Here is a 16,094-nt window from a genome sequence, read left to right as displayed (position 1 = left end):
TGAAAGAAAATTGTACATCATGCTGTTATGAGCGGGCAAACAGCCGGGTTTCCCCTACTTAATGTATTCTTACATGAATAATATATTTTAACCCTCGCGTCAGCCATCATGTCGGAGGCGATCGTGTCAACGGTACCGTCAGACTCAGGAAAACAGCGGAACAGCAGCCCGGGAAGCGCCGCTTGCCGCATGCTCGCCCACGCGATAGAAGCGGCTCAGCTGGCGCCCGGTACCGCCTTGGACGTGCGCGTCCTCGCTCATGTCGGCGCGTCGAATCTGCCCGACGAGCGCGAACTGGCGGCGCTTGTTGACCATGGCCTGCTCGAGAACACAGGGCGAGGACTGACGGTGGCTCGCGCCGGCATCGACAGCATCGTCCACTTTCTTGCTTCTTCGCATGATGTGCCCGGAATCCGGCCCCACAGATCGGCTCGGTGAATCGGAGGCGTTGGCAATGACCGCTTCAAAACGAAACATTGAATCGGCCTATACGCTGGCCGAAGCATCGCTGGCGCTGGGCGCGCTTGCGATAGGCGTCGGCGAATTCGCTTCGATGACAATCGTCCCGGCCGTTGCAAACACGATGGCCATATCGCTCTCAAAGGCGGCGACCATCGTGAGCGCTTACGCTTTGGGCGTGGTCGTCGGATCGCCGGTCCTTACCATACTGTTTCCTCGCGTCGAACGGCGCACGCTACTTGTCGTGCTTATGTTCGCGTACGCCCTGGGCAACCTGATGAGCGCACTCGCTCCGGGTTATCGCTCGCTGCTAGGCGCGCGGCTGATTGCTGGTTTTCCGCATGGAGCCTATTTTGGAGTCGCTTCACTGGTTGCTGCCGGCATGGGTCCGCGGGAACGTCGCGGCCGCGCGATCGCGCATGTCATGCTGGGATTAACCGTCGCGAATATCGTTGGTGTGCCGCTGGTCAACTGGGTCAGTCAACTGCTGGGATGGCGCATCGTGTATGTGCTTGTCGCAACGGTTGCGCTAGCGACATGCGTCGCGATCGTGGTCGCCGTCCCTCGATCGCAGTCGGACACGTCCACAGTTAGAGGTGAGTTGACGGCATTCCGCAACGTGCAGGTGTGGCTCACGCTGAGCATCATCGCTGTGGGGTTTGGCGGCATGTTTGCGTTTTATACGTACCTCACACCCATCCTGACTGGCGTCACCGGCGTGTCGCCGCTTGCCGTTCCATGGTGTCTCGCCCTGCTGGGCGTGGGAATGACTGTTGGCTCGCTGATTGGCGGCCGACTTGCTGACTGGTCCACCGATATCACGATCGCGTCCTCGCTGATCTTTGGTGCGACTGTCCTAGCGGCCTTTTCGGTAACCAGCACGCGTCTATTCACAGCGATCCCAAACATCTTCGCGATAGGCGGTTTTCTTGCCATTGTTCCCGCAGTGCAGGCGCGTCTCATGGACGTCGCTGGACGTGCGCAGACCCTTGCGTCGGCGCTAAATCATTCGGCGTTCAATATCGCCAACGGCTTGGGCGCATGGCTGGCGGGCGTTGCCATAGCGTCGGGCTTCCGGTTGGTCAGCGCCGTATGGATCGGTGCGGCGCTGGCCCTCTGCGGCTGCATTCCGCTTGTCATTTCGATTGCCCTGCGTTCGCGAACGGGGCTGCGGCCTTGCACATCGACCAGAAACGTCTGTTAGGCCGATGGGGGCAGAAACACGAAATCTTCCCGAACAAAAGAACCAGATTCCATCAAGGAGACACCAAATGAAGACCAGTCCTTCATCGCTGAAGCAGCACCACCAAAAGTTGATCAAGCGCTTGCTCTACGTCGCGCTGGCGGTCACGGGCGTCGCGCAACTACCCGCGTTCGCCGCGAAAGTGCCTGGTATCTATTACGGCATTGCGACCGAGTCGAGCGAATACTGCAACGCGCAGGTGCAGGGCGCGAAGGCAGTCGCGGATTCGGTCAACACCAAACTCACCGTTCTCGTCAGCGAGTTCCAGGGGCAAAAGTTCTTGCAGGACTATGGCGCAATCTTTTCGGCTGGATGCAAGGACTGCGTGGCGATGATGGACCCTGTTTCCAACGCCTTCACCAAGGCGATCGTGGATCGGGCCAGCCGGGCGGATGCGAAGGTAATCACGTTCTGGAACAGACCGGAGAACATTCATCCATGGGATACGGACCCGCAGAGCTGGGTCGCTCACATTTCGTTCGACGGGGTGGATTCCGGATATCAGAACGGAATGGCGCTGTGCAAGGCAATCGGAGGCAAAGGCGGTGTGCTGGTGCTACAGGGTGTTGCCGACAATCCGCCTACGAAACAGCGCTTCGCCGGCTTTCAGCGCGCGGTCAAGGAATGCCCCGGGATGACGATCCTCGATAACCAATACGCCGACTGGGGGCAAACGAAAGCGCAAACCATTGTGCGAGGGCAACTCGCCAAGTACGGCGATCAGGTTAAGGGCATCTTCTCGGAGAACGACCTCATGGCGCTCGGCGCGCTGGCAGCGCTTCGCGAAAAGGGCCTTGCGGGGAAAGTGCCTGTGACGGGCAGCGACGGTCAGTCCGATGTCCTGCAGCTCATCAAGTCCGGAGAGATGGTGTCGACGATGAAAGTCGACGGTGCGGCGCTCGGCGCGGTGTCGACGGCGCTGGCCTATGGCGTAGCGACGGGTGATATCGACCTGTCGAAGCTGACTCACGCACAGCGCAATTTCTATCTCAAGCAGACGCTGGTTACGAAAGCGAACGTCGACCAGTTTCTTGATCAGAAGTTTGATCCGGCGAGGTTCACATACCAGAAGCTGAAAAGCGACATGTGGACCTATTCGTCCGGGCCCATCACGGATTCGCCGTCGAAGTAGGCATAGGGTTCTCGAGTTGACCGTTGAGCAGGAAGGATCATGTCACCCAAAATCACTTTTTCGGTTCGCAACGCTGGACCTCTAGTCGCGCTTGTGGCACTCGTTGTGTTCTTCAGCTTGACGGGCAGCAATTTTGCCAGCGTTGCGAATTTTATTGCGATCGTCGAGTCCAGTGCCATTCCCTGCATTGCCGTAGTGGGACTCACGTTCGTCATCGTCCAGGGGTCCATCGACTTGTCGATCGAAGGCGTTGTCTCGCTGTCCTGCATCCTGACAGGTCTTTTTGTAGCTAACTCCGTCAACGCTCACGCCAGTCTGGGCACCGCGCTGATCCTGGCGGTGGGAAGCGGCCTGGCCGTTGGACTGTTCAACGGAATCGTGTACGCAAAAGTCAAAGTGCCTTCGTTGATCGTGACCCTCGGCACCTGGTTTGCCGCGCGAGGTCTGGCAACGATGTTGTTTCCGTCGATGCAGCCGCAGATCAAGGACGCCGCGTTCCTCTCTATCGCACTGGACAAACATCTCGGCCTCAGCGGAATCGTCTACTGCGCGATCTTCATTGTTCTGGTGGGCCTGTTGATTGAGAAACGGACCACCCTCGGACGTGTGAGCTACGGCATCGGCGGAGACGAAAACCTGTGCCGCCTGGGCGGGCTGCACGTCGATCGGATGAAGATCGCTGTCTTCGCGATCTCGGGTGCGCTCTCTGGTGTATGCGGCGTTTTGCTCGCAGCGCAGCTCGGAGTGGGTAGTTCTCAGGCGGGTGAAGGTCTGCTCTTCCCGTCGATCAGCGGCGCTGTCATCGGCGGCACGCTTTTGAGCGGCGGCAAAGGCGGCATTCTCCAATCGCTGACGGGCGTGCTCATTCTTAATGTTATTCAGAATGGCCTGCTTCAGGTCGGGGTTGACCCATTGATTACGCAGGTCGTAGAAGGCGCCACGATCATCCTCGCTGTCATTGGCGGCTCGTGGAGCTTGCGAGAAAAGTTGAGGGTTGCCAAATGACGAACGCAGTCTACGAAGTCAGGAACCTGAGCAAGCGGTTCGGTCCTGTCACAGCGCTCGAAGACGTAAGCCTGAGCTTGCGCCGCAACGAGGTCGTGGGCCTCATCGGTCAGAATGGCTCGGGCAAGTCGACGCTAATGAAAACGATGGCGGGCGTTCAGCGCCCCGATACCGGCAACATGGTCCTCAGGGGACAGGCGGTCTCGTTCAGGTCCACGGTCGATGCCGCAAAGAGCGGCGTCGGACTGGTGCATCAGGAGCAATCACTCATTCCCAATCTGACGGTCGCGGAAAACATTTTCATCGACAAGTCGGCATCGTATGTCCGGAGCGGCTGGTACAGGTGGCGGGAGCTGCTTAACGCAGCCCGCCGGCAACTGGACAAGATCGAGCTCGATATTCGTCCCGATACGCCGGTGGAAAAGCTTTCGTTTGGGCAGCGCCAGATGGTGGAGCTGGCCAAGGTGCTTGCGCTGGAGGAGATGATGGAAGAAGACCTGGTCATCATGTTCGACGAACCCACGTCCATGCTGACATCCAGGGAAATCGATGACCTCTTCAAACAGATCAACCGCATTCGTTCGCGCGCGTCGATCGTATTTATCAGTCACCGGATGGACGAGGTGCTGACGTTGTCAGACCGCGTATACGTAATGAGCGACGGGCGTCGTGTCGCCGAGCGGGAACGCGGCCAGGTCGACGCGGACGAGCTCTATGAGCTGATGGTCGGCAAGCAGCGCAGCACGGCGACGCGCGAGGACGAAATGCCCCGTTCGTCGAAGCCAAGGCTCGTTCTCGATCGTGCCCGGTTCAACAGGGATGTGGGCCCTTTCTCTATTACCGTTAACGAGGGCGAAATACTCGGACTGATCGGTGTGCAGCGATCGGGCGCCGAAGTGCTCTGCCGCGGTCTGTTCGGTATCGACGAAGTAACTGACGGTGAAATCGTCCTTGACGGCAAGCCTTTCCGTCCCACGAGCCCTAGGGGCGCCGTGCACCGAGGCGTTGGATACCTACCGGCAGAGCGCAAGAAGGAGGGGATGCTCACGGGCATGTCCGTGCTGGAGAACATGACACTCAGTTTCGGGTTCGACTTCGGATTCGGCGGTTTCATTGCGAACAGGGCAAAGGAACACGCGGTCGCCAGCGACTGGGCCAGACGGCTGAAAGTCAAGACACCGTCGCTCCATGCGGACATTTCGAAGCTGAGCGGCGGCAATCAGCAAAAGGCTGTCCTTGGAAAATGGCTTATGGGTAAAAACCTGAAGCTCCTGCTGCTCGACCACCCCACGCGCGGGCTCGACCCTGGAGCCCGGTCCGATCTGTTTGAAACCATGAGGCATCTCGCCAGAGAAGGACTTTCGATTGTGTTCGTCGCCGATACGCTGGACGAAGTGTTACTCCTGAGCGATACGGTTGCCGTGATGAAAGACGGGCAGTTCTCTGACGTCTTCAGGGACATCAGTCGAAACAGGCCGGCAGAAGAGCAGATTGTGAGGGCAATGGTATGAGACTCAACGAGCTTCCGATCGCGAGCAGCGATGCAACCTTGAGCGGGGTCCATGAGCGCGGATATGGCCATGTCAGGCGGATGGCGAGGCATTTCGCTCCGGCGAGCGTCCTTGTGATCATGCTTGCGGTCGTTGGCACTATCTCACCCGGGACACTGTCTCCCGGCTCGCTCGCGTCATTTTCTATCGATGCTGCGCCTCTCTTGCTGCTTGTCCTCGGCAGTACGTTGCCGATACTCCTGGGCGGGATCGACCTGTCTGCCGCCGCGATGGCCAGCATCTCGGGCGTCGTGGTCAGTCTCGCCGCGCCGCACCTCGGTTCATGGGCGGTTCCGTTGGCCGTCGCTCTGGCAGGGCTGGTGGGTGGCGCGCAAGGATATATCCATGCGAAGTATCAGGTTCCGTCGTTTGCCATCAGCCTCGGTACGTTGGGGCTGCTGTCGGGCCTGGCGCTGTTCGTCACCAAGGCCACGGCACTTCCGGTGGCCGGTGATCTATGGGTTATCGACGTGCTTACGGGGTCGCTATTCGGCGTGCCCGCGTGCGTGTATCTGGTTGCCTTCGTCTGGCTCCTTCTTTCGTTGACGCTCCGGTATCTTCGTCTGGGAAGGCACATTTATGCGATCGGCACGGCGGAACGGGCGGCGTCCATGTCGGGTATCGATGCGTTGAAGGTCCGGGTCATCGTGTTCGCCATTTGTTCCATGTGCGCCTCTCTGGCCGGTGTCCTTTACGTTTCGCAGACCCTGTTCAGTTCTCCAACGCTCGCTCAGACGATGCTGCTGCCAGCCATCGTGGGCGTAGTACTGGGCGGTACGTCGATTTCGGGCGGCATCGGAGGAGTCGGGGCGAGTGTAATCGGCGGTATTTCCGCGGCCTTTCTGCGTGTCGGCTCGGTGGTCGTGGGATTGCCGCCCACGAGCCAGGACCTCGTGTATGGCGTCGTGATCCTGGTGGCGGTAATAGCGACGATCGACCGGCGAAAGATGAGCATTGTGAAGTGAAGGAATGTGGGCCGCTATCTGCGCTCTGTCAGAACAACTTGTGGATTGTCAAACATGAAATTTATCCGTTATAGCAATGAGGATGGTGAAGGGCTAGCTGTCTGTGTCGATGGAGATTGGCGCGGCCTGCCCGTGAGCGACGGGCGGCTGTCGACGACGCTGGACGAGATAATTCGGAATCCTGAGTCTATGTCGAGCGCTTTCGATGTGCTGGCAAGCGCCGGGGAACATCTGGACATGCAGAACGTAATCTGTCTTCCGCCGATATCCACCAGCAGAAAGATCATCTGCGTAGGTCTCAATTATCACGATCATTCGGCGGAATCCGGCTTTAAACAGCCCGATTATCCGACACTGTTTTTCCGTGTCGGAACCAGTATCACCGCGCACGGCAGCAAGATCGTCAGGCCCGCGCTCAGCGACTCCCTCGATTTCGAGGGAGAACTTGCGGCAGTTATTGGAAAAGGTGGCAATCATATCGCCGCGTCGAACGCCTACGACCATGTGGCCGGATATTCGATCTTCAATGATGTGACGGTTCGCGAATTCCAGTTCAAGACGCCGCAGTGGACGGTCGGGAAGAACTTCGATGGAACGGGGGCATTCGGACCATGGTTCGTCACCAAGGACGAGTTCCCTGATGGCGGCCGCGGGCGCGCGCTGGAGACGCGACTCAACGGTACGGTGATGCAGCGCGCCATGCTCGACGATATGGTCTTCGACGTGCCATCGCTCATTGAAACGATCAGTAAGGCCATCACGCTCGAACCTGGCGACGTCATTGTCACGGGCACCCCATCCGGTGTCGGTCACGCCCGCAATCCGCGGTTGTATATGAAGGCCGGCGATGTGGTCGAAGTAGAGATCGAGGGGCTTGGCATGTTGAGCAATACGATCGTCGAAGAGGCGTCGTCGAGCAAAGCCGCCTGAGAAAGGTGCCTTATGGAAAACCTTGCATCGCGAGAATCTGGTTTTTCGACTGCTCGCTCGGACCGGCTGGGATCGGTGCATTCGATCGACCGCGTTGTGATGACTGTGCCCAATCTGTCCGAGGCAAAAAGCTTCTTCGAGGCGTTTGGCTTGCGGTGCATTCAGGACACCGTTGGCGCACCCCTGGATATAGGTACCTGCGGGCATCCGCATGTATGGCTAACCTTGCTTCCGGGTGCGAAGAAGCAACTTCTCTACGTTCGATACGGCGCTTACGTGACTGACTACATCGCCATTCAAGAGCGGGTCGCCTCGCTTCATCTGTCGGGGAATGCGCCGCATGAGCGGGCGTTGGAGGTCACTGGAACCGACGGGCTGTGGCTGACGGACCCCGATGGCGTGCAGGTGCAGATAGTCGTAGCGGGAAAATCGTCTCCCGACTTCAAAACGCGCCTTGCCGAGAGCAAAGAAATAGCTGCCGGCAAAGGCGCAGCCCCGAGCAGAAGTACTGCACCCAAAGTGCATCCGCGCTACCTGTCGCATGTGTTGTTCTTCACAGCAGACGTGCAGAAAGCGCTGGATTTCTACGTCGGTGTTTTGGGACTGCGATTATCCGACCGTTCCGAAATGGACATTGCGTTTTTGCATGGAGCGTATGGAAGTGACCACCACCTCGCAGCGTTTGTCAAGGCAGATGGGCCGGGGGTGCATCACCTGTCGTGGGACGTCGGGAGTGTGCACGAAGTCGGCCTCGGCTCCGAGCAGATGAGACGGAACGGCTATACGCGCGGCTGGGGCGTCGGCCGGCATGTGCTGGGATCGAACTACTTCTACTATGTGCGCGATCCGTGGGGCAGTTACGCCGAGTACTCGTTCGATATTGACTACATTCCCGCCGACCTCGATTGGCCTGCCGCTAATCATCCCGGTGAAGATTCATTCTATGTCTGGGGGCCCGAGCCGCCTCAGGACTTCGCGACCAACTACGAGGTTCCCCGTGAAGCGGGCACGGCAATGATTGATGCCGGGAAAATCAATTGATTTGAAGGAAGACATTCTCCGTGAATTTATCTCAGCCTACGTATCAGGCCTCGATCCTTCCGCGCGCGCCGGATTTTTCCCTTACGCACAAGCGCGCGCTCGTAACGGGCGCGAGCAGGGGAATCGGCGTCGCCGCGGCTTCATCGCTCTGTGAATACGGCGCCGACGTCACTTTGGTCGCGCGATCGCTGGATGAAGCCGAAATCGTCGCCGACGAATTGCGCAAGCGCGGTGGGCGGGCTCGTGCAGCAAAGCTGGACGTGACGGATCTGGCGAATTTGCCGCATGCCTTGCAAGCGATCGTCGGCGACGGCGAACCGTTCGACATTCTGGTGAACAACGCGGGAACGAATCGGCCTGCTCCGTTCGTGGATGTGACAGTCGACGATTTCGACGCAGTGATGGGTTTGAACGTGCGGAGCGCTTTTTTTGTGGCCCAGTTTGTCGCAGCGGCGTTGATCCGGTCGGGACGTGCCGGCTCGATCATCAACATGTCGTCGCAGATGGGCCACGTGGGGGCGCCAATGAGGACGGTCTACTGCACCTCCAAACATGCCGTTCAAGGTTTGACCAAGGCGATGGCTGTCGAGCTTGGGCATCACGGCATTCGCGTGAACGCGATATGCCCGACGTTCATTGAGACGCCGATGACGCGAGACTTTCTGGCATCGGATGGCTTCAGACTGGACGTGCTGTCCCGTATCAAGCTCGGGCGCGTGGCGACGCTGGAAGACGTGACGGGCGCGGTGCTGTACCTCGCGAGCGATGCGTCGTCAATGGTGACGGGGAGCTCGTTGATGGTTGATGGCGGATGGACCGCTGAATGAAGGGCAGAATTCACTAACCTCACATCAAGGAAGCGAGCAATGGATATTCGATCAACAAACACTGTGGTGCCGGTCTCGATGCATGACAACGTGAAGGTTTGGGGGCTGTTTCCCAAATTTTCACTGTTCGAGCAGACACGCGGAACGTACCTTGAAGCGATCGAAGAGTGGACGATCGCGCCGCATACGAAGGCGACGCCTCATTCGCATGATACGCACGAGTTTTACTACATTCTCGTTGGCGAGGCCGTCGTGCAGATTGAGGAGGAGGCCAGACGGGTCAAGCCTGGCGATCTCATCTATATCCCGCCCAAGGTCCCGCACAGTATCTGGCCGACAACGGACGACGGCGTGCGGGCGTTCTCTTTTTCCGTAAGTTACCAGGAGCCGGTCGAACCCGGTTACAAGGACGAGGTGCTCGAGGAAGTTCCGGTTATTGACTGACGCAGCAGGCAGCGTTCATTGGTCGAGCACTGAAGATGACTACAGAGGAGCCGAAGGTGACAGGTCACAAAGAGTCAGGAAGAAAGGTGGCGTTACTGGGTGCCGGAAGAATCGGTGTCGTTCATGCAAAAGCGCTTTCTCAACTGCGCGATGTTGAGTTGAAGTACGTGGTCGACGTAGACAAGGCGCGTTGCGAGGCGCTGACCGCAAGTTTCGGTGGGGTGCCTGGCTCGGTAGACGCGGTGCTGTCTGACCCGCAGGTATCGGCCGTCATAATCGCAACACCTACGGATACCCACGCCGAGCTGATTGTGGCAACGGCGCGCGCCGGTAAGGCTATTTTTTGCGAAAAACCCGTCGATATCGCGCGTGAACGGGTGCTGTCTTCGCTGCGCGTTATCGAAGAGACGGGCGTTCCCTTTGCCCTCGGTTTCATGCGCAGGTATGACCCTACCTACCTTGACCTGCACAGGCGGATACGGGACGGAGAGATTGGCGTTCCCGAGCAGGTGACAATCTTCAACCGGGACATTGCGCCACCGTCAATCGACTTCATTCGCGGTTCCGGAGGTCTGGTCCGGGACATGACCAGTCATGACGTGGACCTCGCGAGCTGGTTGCTCGGCGAAGACTTCTCGACTGTTTTTGCCTCGGGGAGCTGCCTTATCGACCCCCGTATCGGAGCATTAGGCGATGTGGATTCGCTGGCTGTCGTGCTAACCACGACTTCTGGAAAGCTGATTCAGATTTCCGAGAGTCGCAGGTCAGCATACGGTTATGACCAGCGTATTGAAGTGTTGGGTTCGGATGGCATGTTACGGGCGGAAAACAAACTTGAATCTTTGGTTCGCCACGGCGGCCCGCGAGGGCTCACTACCGCGAAGCCGTTGAATTTCTTCCTTGAACGCTACGCGGATGCATACAGTGCGCAACTGGGAGATTTCTTTGAGTCGTTGGATGCTGGTCGCAAGCCGGCCGTGGGTATTGTCGAAGCCCGGCGTGCATTGAACGCAACCGAGGCCGTGCTCGAATCGCTCAAGACGGGCAGGCGCGTGGAAATCGAACGCGAATGACGCGTTACGCGGTCGCGCTCGTCAATGGCGCAACCGTCCAAGAACTTATGCAAGGAGAAAGGCGAGATGGGGACACCTCTCAAGATCGGCGTGGTGGGAGTCGGCACAGTTAGCCTTAGAGGCGTGATTCCACACCTGATCCAACCCGACATTGCACACAGAGTGCAGCTGACCGCGCTATGCGATCCCGTTGAGGCGAGAGTTCGCGGTGCGGCTGAGAAGTTTGGAATCGTTCAAGCGTTCACCAGTTATGATCAGTTCCTGAAAGAAGCGGACATTGACGCCGTAACGCTCGCGACACCGATCGGGGTTCACTTTGAACAAGGAAGAGCGGCGCTCCTGGCTGGAAAGCATGTTCACTTCAACAAGACGATGGCCGTCAGGACTGCTGAAGCTGACGAACTGATTGTCTTGGCCAGGGAACGCAATCTGAAGATCGTGGCATCGCCGGGAGAAATGCTCAGGCCACACAATCAGGCCATTAAACGCATGGTGGAGGACGGTACTATTGGGACGCTCGCGTGGGCGATCTGCGGAGCGGCATTCGAGAATTACCACGAGGACGAGCCTGAACGGGACAATGCGCCTGGCAAGACGCCAATCGATCCTGGCTGGTACTTCAAGAAGCCGGGCGGTGGACCGCTTTATGATATGACCGTCTATGCGCTGCATGGGTTGACCGGGATTCTCGGTGCTGCGCGGAGCGTAACCGCGCTGTCAGGCGTTCGCCTGCCTGAAAGAACCTTCAAAGGCAAGACGATCGCCACGGAGTGTGATGACAACACGATCATGTTGCTGGACTTCGGAAACGGTTTGTTTGCGGTCGTATATGGCACTGCAGCGGGCGGGTTGCGTGATCCGCTGGACTTTAGCGGAAGCTATTTCGGCACGCGGGGAACAATCGCTGGCCTGATGCTCAACGGAAAGCCGTTTGACTACGAGAACAGGGAAATAGCGGTTTCTGCTCCCGATGAAGGCAAACATGCCGGGTTCGGAGGTAACGAGTGGATTCTTCCCAATATCACCGGCGCACACCGCGACATTCCGGAGCAGCACGTCTTTGCTGATGTCATGCAACTTGTCGACTGGGTGCTTGACGGAAAGCCATCGGTTGCGAACGCGGAGCATGCTCGACATGTCATTGAAATCATAGAGGCTGCGTTTCGGTCGGCCGAAACTGGGGTTGTTCAGGCACTTCGGACCCGTTTCTAGCCAATTCGATCAGGTGTGAAAGCCTTGATTGCTCAGCAGTTCTGCCGCCCTTAAGAGGATAAATACAGAGTAGAAAGCGGCTGCTGAGCTATCCAAACGGTTTCTTCTTTTCTTCTGGACATCCGACGGATCCTCTCTCTCGTTCGTGCCATTCGGGACGGCTGATGTTCCTGCGAGTTTGGACAGCCAGCAACTTGAGACGTTTAGCGCAGTGAGCGGCCCCGGCTTTCAGTGCCAAAGGCAATGTTAGTCTTCGGCATTCAGTTGCTCCGTCAGTTGGGCCTGTAGGCCCACCTGACGGACATATTCGGCAGGTGACACTTCGCCGAGGGCACTGTGAGGCCGACTCTCGTTGTTTCCACCCGCCATTGCTCAATCTGTTCTTTGGCGTCCGTCAGTGACGTGAACCAGCGTGCGTTCAGACATTCGTCGCGAAGCGTGCCGTTGAAGGACTCCACAAACGCATTATCCGTTGGCTTGCCGGGCCGGCTGAAGGCAATTTCGACCTTGTGATGGTAAGCCCACAGGTCCATCACCTGACTGATAAGTTCCGAGCCGTAGTTATCGCACAACAGCGTGCGCGGTGTTCCACGCCTGAGGCGCAGTTCCTCCAGCACACGCACGACGTCCGACGCTCCCAGCCGCTGACCAACATCGATTGCCAGCGCTTCGCGCGTAAAGACATCGACGATGGTCAGCGCACGAAATCGCTGACCGCCTGCCAGCAGGTCCGCAACGAAGTCCAGACTCCACGCGTGATTCGCCGCTGTGGCCCTGGCGCGGGCGGGGTGACTCATTTGTGCCCGTCGCTTGCGGTTCGGCCTGTAGCGTAGCGACAGGCTTTCTTCCCGATACAAACGATACAACCGGTTTTTGCTGACCTGTCCCGTCCCCTTTTGCACGGTGCGATGACTTGCTGTGGTGTTCATCCGCTTACGTTGTCATGCCCATTACAGCAAAGAGGCGCTCCCTCAACCACCGATTGGCCCCATCGTCATGAACGCGGTCATGCCACAGTGCGACCAACGTAAATGGTTCGATTTCGAGCGGTGGTTCGAACAAATCGAGATCTACAGCATACTGATCGAGCAATCTCCGGGGTAAGGTCCCCAATAGATCGCTGCGTGCGATCACGAGCGGCGCCAGCGTATAGCTGTGTAAAGACAACGCGACCTGCCGCGTGCGGCCGAGCGCTCGCAATTGCTCATCGACAACGCCGCTAAACGAGCCGCTTTCACCGGATACGAGCAAATGAATCGCCGCGCAGAATCCGTCGAGGTTGAGTGGAGTGCTGCCGCGCGGATGGCCTTTACGTTGTGCGGTGACGAACCGGTCGAGCAGTATCGGTCGTCGATGCAGGCGTTCACCGCCGGGTAGCGTGCGGTCGAGCGCGATCGCGATATCCGCATCGCCTGCCTCCAGCCGTTCGGCGAGCGGTTTTTCATTTGGCCGCAGCAATGCGATCCGGATGCGTCGCGCACCGTGCGCGATTATTTCAGCGAGCATCGACGGAAGCATCAGCGCCGCGCTGTTGTCGTTGGCGATGATGCGCAGCGTCGCGTGACTGGTATCGGGCTCGAATGCTGGTGCGGCGCGGAGCGCCGCCTCCGCCTGCCGGAGCGCTTCTCGCGCCTGAATTCGCAGCCGTGTAGCCGATGGTGTCAAGACCATGCCGCGCCCAGATCCTGACGGCACCAGTAACGGGTCACCGGTTAATACACGCAGACGCGCGAGTTTTGCTGACAGGGAGGGCTGGCTGATGCCAAGGCGCTCCGCAGCGCGCGTGACATTGGCTTCGTCGAGTAGCGCATCGAGCGCAGGTAATAAACTGAGATCGGCGATGTTCATTATAGGGCTGAGCTATAGGTGCCTTAAAGAAGCTGATATAGCCACCGTCCCAGCGGCCACTCTATCCTTGGTCGCATGGATGGGGTGGGATGTGTCGGTGATATCGCTCATTCCGTCCGCATACAGGTTTGTCAACGACCGGGATTGTTAATGAATTTCAAGAGCAAGAAAGATCGCAGTGTGGCGATTCAGCAGAGCCTGATGAACGGCGGTGCACTATATCCTCTATCGTTTTTCGATTCGCGACGCTATATACAGCACAACCCCGTTATCGAAGACGGGGTCGGGCCGATTTTGCAATTCATGGATCGACTGCCGGCCGGCGAACGTAGCGTTAGAAGCTATCGTGCGATCGAAGACGGTGACTATAGTGTCGTCCACAACGACTATCGACTCGGCGAGTGGGGCGCGATGGCAGCGTTCGAAGTGCATCGTTGGGAAAACGACCGCATCGTCGAGCACTGGGATAACTTGCAGGCGCTATCGACCGAGCCCAATGTGAGCGGTCGCACCATGATCGATGGTGCATCACAAGTCACAGATCACGCAAGTACTGCCTCGAACAAGGCTTTGATCGAGCGTTTCATACGCGAAGTGCTTATCGGGGGAAGCCGCACGCTCGCCTCATTTTTCGCTGGCAACGCACTTATTCAACACAGTCCACATTATGGCGATGGCGTGGACGCGCTGTTGAATGAGCTGTCAAGCCGAAATTATATCTACGAGCGCTTACACAAAGTTTTGGGCGAAGGTAACTTCGTCCTTGCGATGAGTGAAGGCATTGGCAGTCGAGACAGCTCGCCGCCAAAGCAGACCTCTTTTTACGATCTGTATCGCCTCGCCGACGGCGTAATCGCCGAGCACTGGGAGGTCGTCGAAACGATCGCACCGCTCGACCAGTGGCGGAACACCAATGGCAAATTTTAAAGGCACCAAGATGAACAGTCCGGAAGAGAAGTCACGATATGGCGGTGCGTCGGGGCCCGTTGCGTATGAGACATTGATCGAAACCGATGCCGACGGCCTGCGAATCGAGAGCACGACGATTGAAAGCCGTGGTACCGAGATGCCCGTCTACGTAGCGCGTCCCGCGAACTCGAAGGAAGTGCCCGTTGTTCTGGTGATCTGCGAGGCATTCGGTCTTAATGAGCACATCAAGGACATCACGCGACGTTTTGGCCATCAAGGTTATCTGGCGATCGCCCCAGACTTGATGATCCGCCAGGGTGATGCGCTGTCGTTCGATAAGATCGACGACCTACTGCGGCATTTACTGCTACGGATTCCCGACGCGCAGGTCATGGCTGACCTGGATGCTTGTGTTGAATGGGCGTCGCGTGCCGGTGGCGACACTACACGGCTGGCGGCGACCGGTTTCTGCTGGGGTGGGCGCTGGACATGGCTATTCGCTGCGCATCGGGCTTTTTCCGCCGCTGTCGCGTGGTATGGCGTTCTCGACGGCCGGGTAAACAACCTCTTCCCTGCCGATGTGACGCGCTTCCCTTCACACCCGCTTGAGCGTGCAAGAGATCTGAAAACACCCGTTCTGGGACTTTACGCTGAGCGTGACGCCGCTATTCCGCTGCAGACTGTCGAGCATATGAGCAGAGGATTGGCGGACGGTAGTGCGGCCGCGCGAGCGTCGTACATCAAGGTGTATCCGAATGTAGGCCACGCGTTCTTCGCGGATTACCGACAGTCGTTTGATCGGGAGGCAGCGACGGACGGCTGGGAACGCTGTCTTGGGTGGATCGCGCGTGGTTTCGGAGAGCCGGCACGGACCACTTGATCCAATACTCCGGAATGGCGCTGCCCCATCCCGTTACCCCATTGACTGATGATGGCGTTCGCACCCGATCCGGGTTGATTCGAATCTCTGGCATTCCTTCATGAGCCAGGACGCGACCAGCGCGGAACGCCGCTCATCGAGCGAGCACAGCAACACGTAGCGTGCCGACGCCGTCGCGCACATGTCCAGCGCCTTGACGAGGCGTCCTGTCCGCAACTCTTCCTGAATCAGAGCTGTCCGCCCCATTGCGACACCTTGGTGATTGAGCGCCGCCGAGATTGCAAGACTCGAAAGAGTAAATTGCGGTCCGCCAATGCGATTTATCCATTCGGGCATGCATGTTCGCGCCCACGTATGCCACTCAACGAATTCCGGCGCACCGTCCCACGGCGCACCGTCGTGCAGGAACTCCACGTCTGGAGAGAGCTTGCCTTCCATTAGCGACGGATGGGACAGAAGATACTCAGGTGTACAGACGGGGACAAGATATTCGAGCATCAATTGTCGCGCCAGCGTCGGGTCATATTCGACCGGGTCAACAGGATTGAGCGCCCGTATAAACCTGATCTGCTAACT

The 16,094-nt window shown here is 58.2% G+C and carries 16 protein-coding genes and 1 pseudogene; 13 read left to right on the top strand and 4 right to left on the bottom strand.

Translation table 11 applies throughout. The features are described from left to right. Nucleotides 1-144: 144 nt before the first annotated feature. Nucleotides 145-477 carry a hypothetical protein gene (locus tag U5805_RS02930; protein WP_322101938.1) on the bottom strand — a complete coding sequence of 111 codons (333 nt, stop codon included), beginning with the start codon at nucleotides 475-477 and terminating at the stop codon, nucleotides 145-147. Between U5805_RS02930 and U5805_RS02925 the strand changes: the two genes are divergently transcribed. The 11 genes from U5805_RS02925 (at nucleotide 455) to U5805_RS02875 (ending at nucleotide 11,881) form a co-directional block, all read left to right on the top strand. Continuing rightward, nucleotides 455-1,663, top strand: coding sequence for an MFS transporter (locus U5805_RS02925; RefSeq protein WP_322101937.1), 1,209 nt, complete (start codon nucleotides 455-457; stop codon nucleotides 1,661-1,663). The two genes, U5805_RS02930 and U5805_RS02925, sit on opposite strands and share 23 nt — an antisense overlap. Before the next feature lie 67 nt (nucleotides 1,664-1,730). Further along, nucleotides 1,731-2,834, top strand: a complete 1,104-nt coding sequence (locus U5805_RS02920) for a sugar ABC transporter substrate-binding protein (RefSeq protein ID WP_322101936.1) — start codon at nucleotides 1,731-1,733, stop codon at nucleotides 2,832-2,834. 39 nt (nucleotides 2,835-2,873) lie between these two features. Beyond that, the gene (locus U5805_RS02915; RefSeq protein ID WP_322101935.1) at nucleotides 2,874-3,839 is read left to right on the top strand and encodes an ABC transporter permease; all 966 of its coding nucleotides are present in this window, start codon (nucleotides 2,874-2,876) and stop codon (nucleotides 3,837-3,839) included. Beyond that, nucleotides 3,836-5,350 carry a sugar ABC transporter ATP-binding protein gene (locus U5805_RS02910; protein WP_322101934.1) on the top strand — a complete coding sequence of 505 codons (1,515 nt, stop codon included), beginning with the start codon at nucleotides 3,836-3,838 and terminating at the stop codon, nucleotides 5,348-5,350. Before U5805_RS02915 ends, U5805_RS02910 begins: the two co-directional genes overlap by 4 nt. Continuing rightward, on the top strand, nucleotides 5,347-6,354 hold the full coding sequence (locus tag U5805_RS02905; protein WP_322101933.1) for an ABC transporter permease: 1,008 nt from the start codon (nucleotides 5,347-5,349) through the stop codon (nucleotides 6,352-6,354). The genes U5805_RS02910 and U5805_RS02905 overlap by 4 nt, the downstream gene beginning before the upstream one ends. Nucleotides 6,355-6,408: 54 nt before the next feature. Then, nucleotides 6,409-7,284 (top strand): fumarylacetoacetate hydrolase family protein, encoded by an 876-nt coding sequence (locus U5805_RS02900; protein ID WP_322101932.1) that lies wholly within the window; start codon nucleotides 6,409-6,411, stop codon nucleotides 7,282-7,284. 12 nt (nucleotides 7,285-7,296) lie between these two features. After that, nucleotides 7,297-8,325, top strand: coding sequence for a VOC family protein (locus U5805_RS02895; protein ID WP_322101931.1), 1,029 nt, complete (start codon nucleotides 7,297-7,299; stop codon nucleotides 8,323-8,325). A gap of 20 nt (nucleotides 8,326-8,345) precedes the next feature. Next, nucleotides 8,346-9,152 carry a glucose 1-dehydrogenase gene (locus U5805_RS02890; protein ID WP_322101930.1) on the top strand — a complete coding sequence of 269 codons (807 nt, stop codon included), beginning with the start codon at nucleotides 8,346-8,348 and terminating at the stop codon, nucleotides 9,150-9,152. A gap of 39 nt (nucleotides 9,153-9,191) precedes the next feature. Next, nucleotides 9,192-9,596, top strand: a complete 405-nt coding sequence (locus U5805_RS02885) for a cupin domain-containing protein (protein ID WP_322101929.1) — start codon at nucleotides 9,192-9,194, stop codon at nucleotides 9,594-9,596. Between the two features lie 35 nt (nucleotides 9,597-9,631). Beyond that, nucleotides 9,632-10,669: an inositol 2-dehydrogenase gene (iolG, locus tag U5805_RS02880; RefSeq protein WP_322101928.1), complete on the top strand. Its 1,038-nt coding sequence runs from the start codon at nucleotides 9,632-9,634 to the stop codon at nucleotides 10,667-10,669. Nucleotides 10,670-10,735: 66 nt separating this feature from the next. After that, nucleotides 10,736-11,881 (top strand): Gfo/Idh/MocA family oxidoreductase, encoded by a 1,146-nt coding sequence (locus tag U5805_RS02875; RefSeq protein ID WP_322101927.1) that lies wholly within the window; start codon nucleotides 10,736-10,738, stop codon nucleotides 11,879-11,881. 246 nt (nucleotides 11,882-12,127) lie between these two features. Here U5805_RS02875 and U5805_RS02870 read toward each other — a convergent pair. After that, nucleotides 12,128-12,765 (bottom strand): annotated as a pseudogene (locus tag U5805_RS02870) (IS3 family transposase); the annotation flags it as partial. Nucleotides 12,766-12,814: 49 nt separating this feature from the next. Further along, the gene (locus U5805_RS02865) at nucleotides 12,815-13,729 is read right to left on the bottom strand and encodes a LysR family transcriptional regulator (RefSeq protein ID WP_322101926.1); all 915 of its coding nucleotides are present in this window, start codon (nucleotides 13,727-13,729) and stop codon (nucleotides 12,815-12,817) included. A gap of 150 nt (nucleotides 13,730-13,879) precedes the next feature. Between U5805_RS02865 and U5805_RS02860 the strand changes: the two genes are divergently transcribed. Together U5805_RS02860 and U5805_RS02855 are read left to right on the top strand one after the other, a co-directional pair. After that, nucleotides 13,880-14,656 (top strand): hypothetical protein, encoded by a 777-nt coding sequence (locus tag U5805_RS02860; RefSeq protein WP_322101925.1) that lies wholly within the window; start codon nucleotides 13,880-13,882, stop codon nucleotides 14,654-14,656. Continuing rightward, entirely contained in the window at nucleotides 14,643-15,518 is an 876-nt protein-coding gene (locus U5805_RS02855; RefSeq protein ID WP_322101924.1) for a dienelactone hydrolase family protein, read from the top strand. Before U5805_RS02860 ends, U5805_RS02855 begins: the two co-directional genes overlap by 14 nt. 33 nt (nucleotides 15,519-15,551) lie before the next feature. Here U5805_RS02855 and U5805_RS02850 read toward each other — a convergent pair whose 3' ends face one another. Then, nucleotides 15,552-16,016: a hypothetical protein gene (locus U5805_RS02850; RefSeq protein ID WP_322101923.1), complete on the bottom strand. Its 465-nt coding sequence runs from the start codon at nucleotides 16,014-16,016 to the stop codon at nucleotides 15,552-15,554. Between the last annotated feature and the right edge of the window lie 78 nt (nucleotides 16,017-16,094).

The organism is Paraburkholderia sp. J41 (assembly GCF_905220235.1).
In the GTDB taxonomy this organism is placed as follows: domain Bacteria; phylum Pseudomonadota; class Gammaproteobacteria; order Burkholderiales; family Burkholderiaceae; genus Paraburkholderia.
This window is presented reverse-complemented; position numbering and strand designations above follow the sequence as displayed.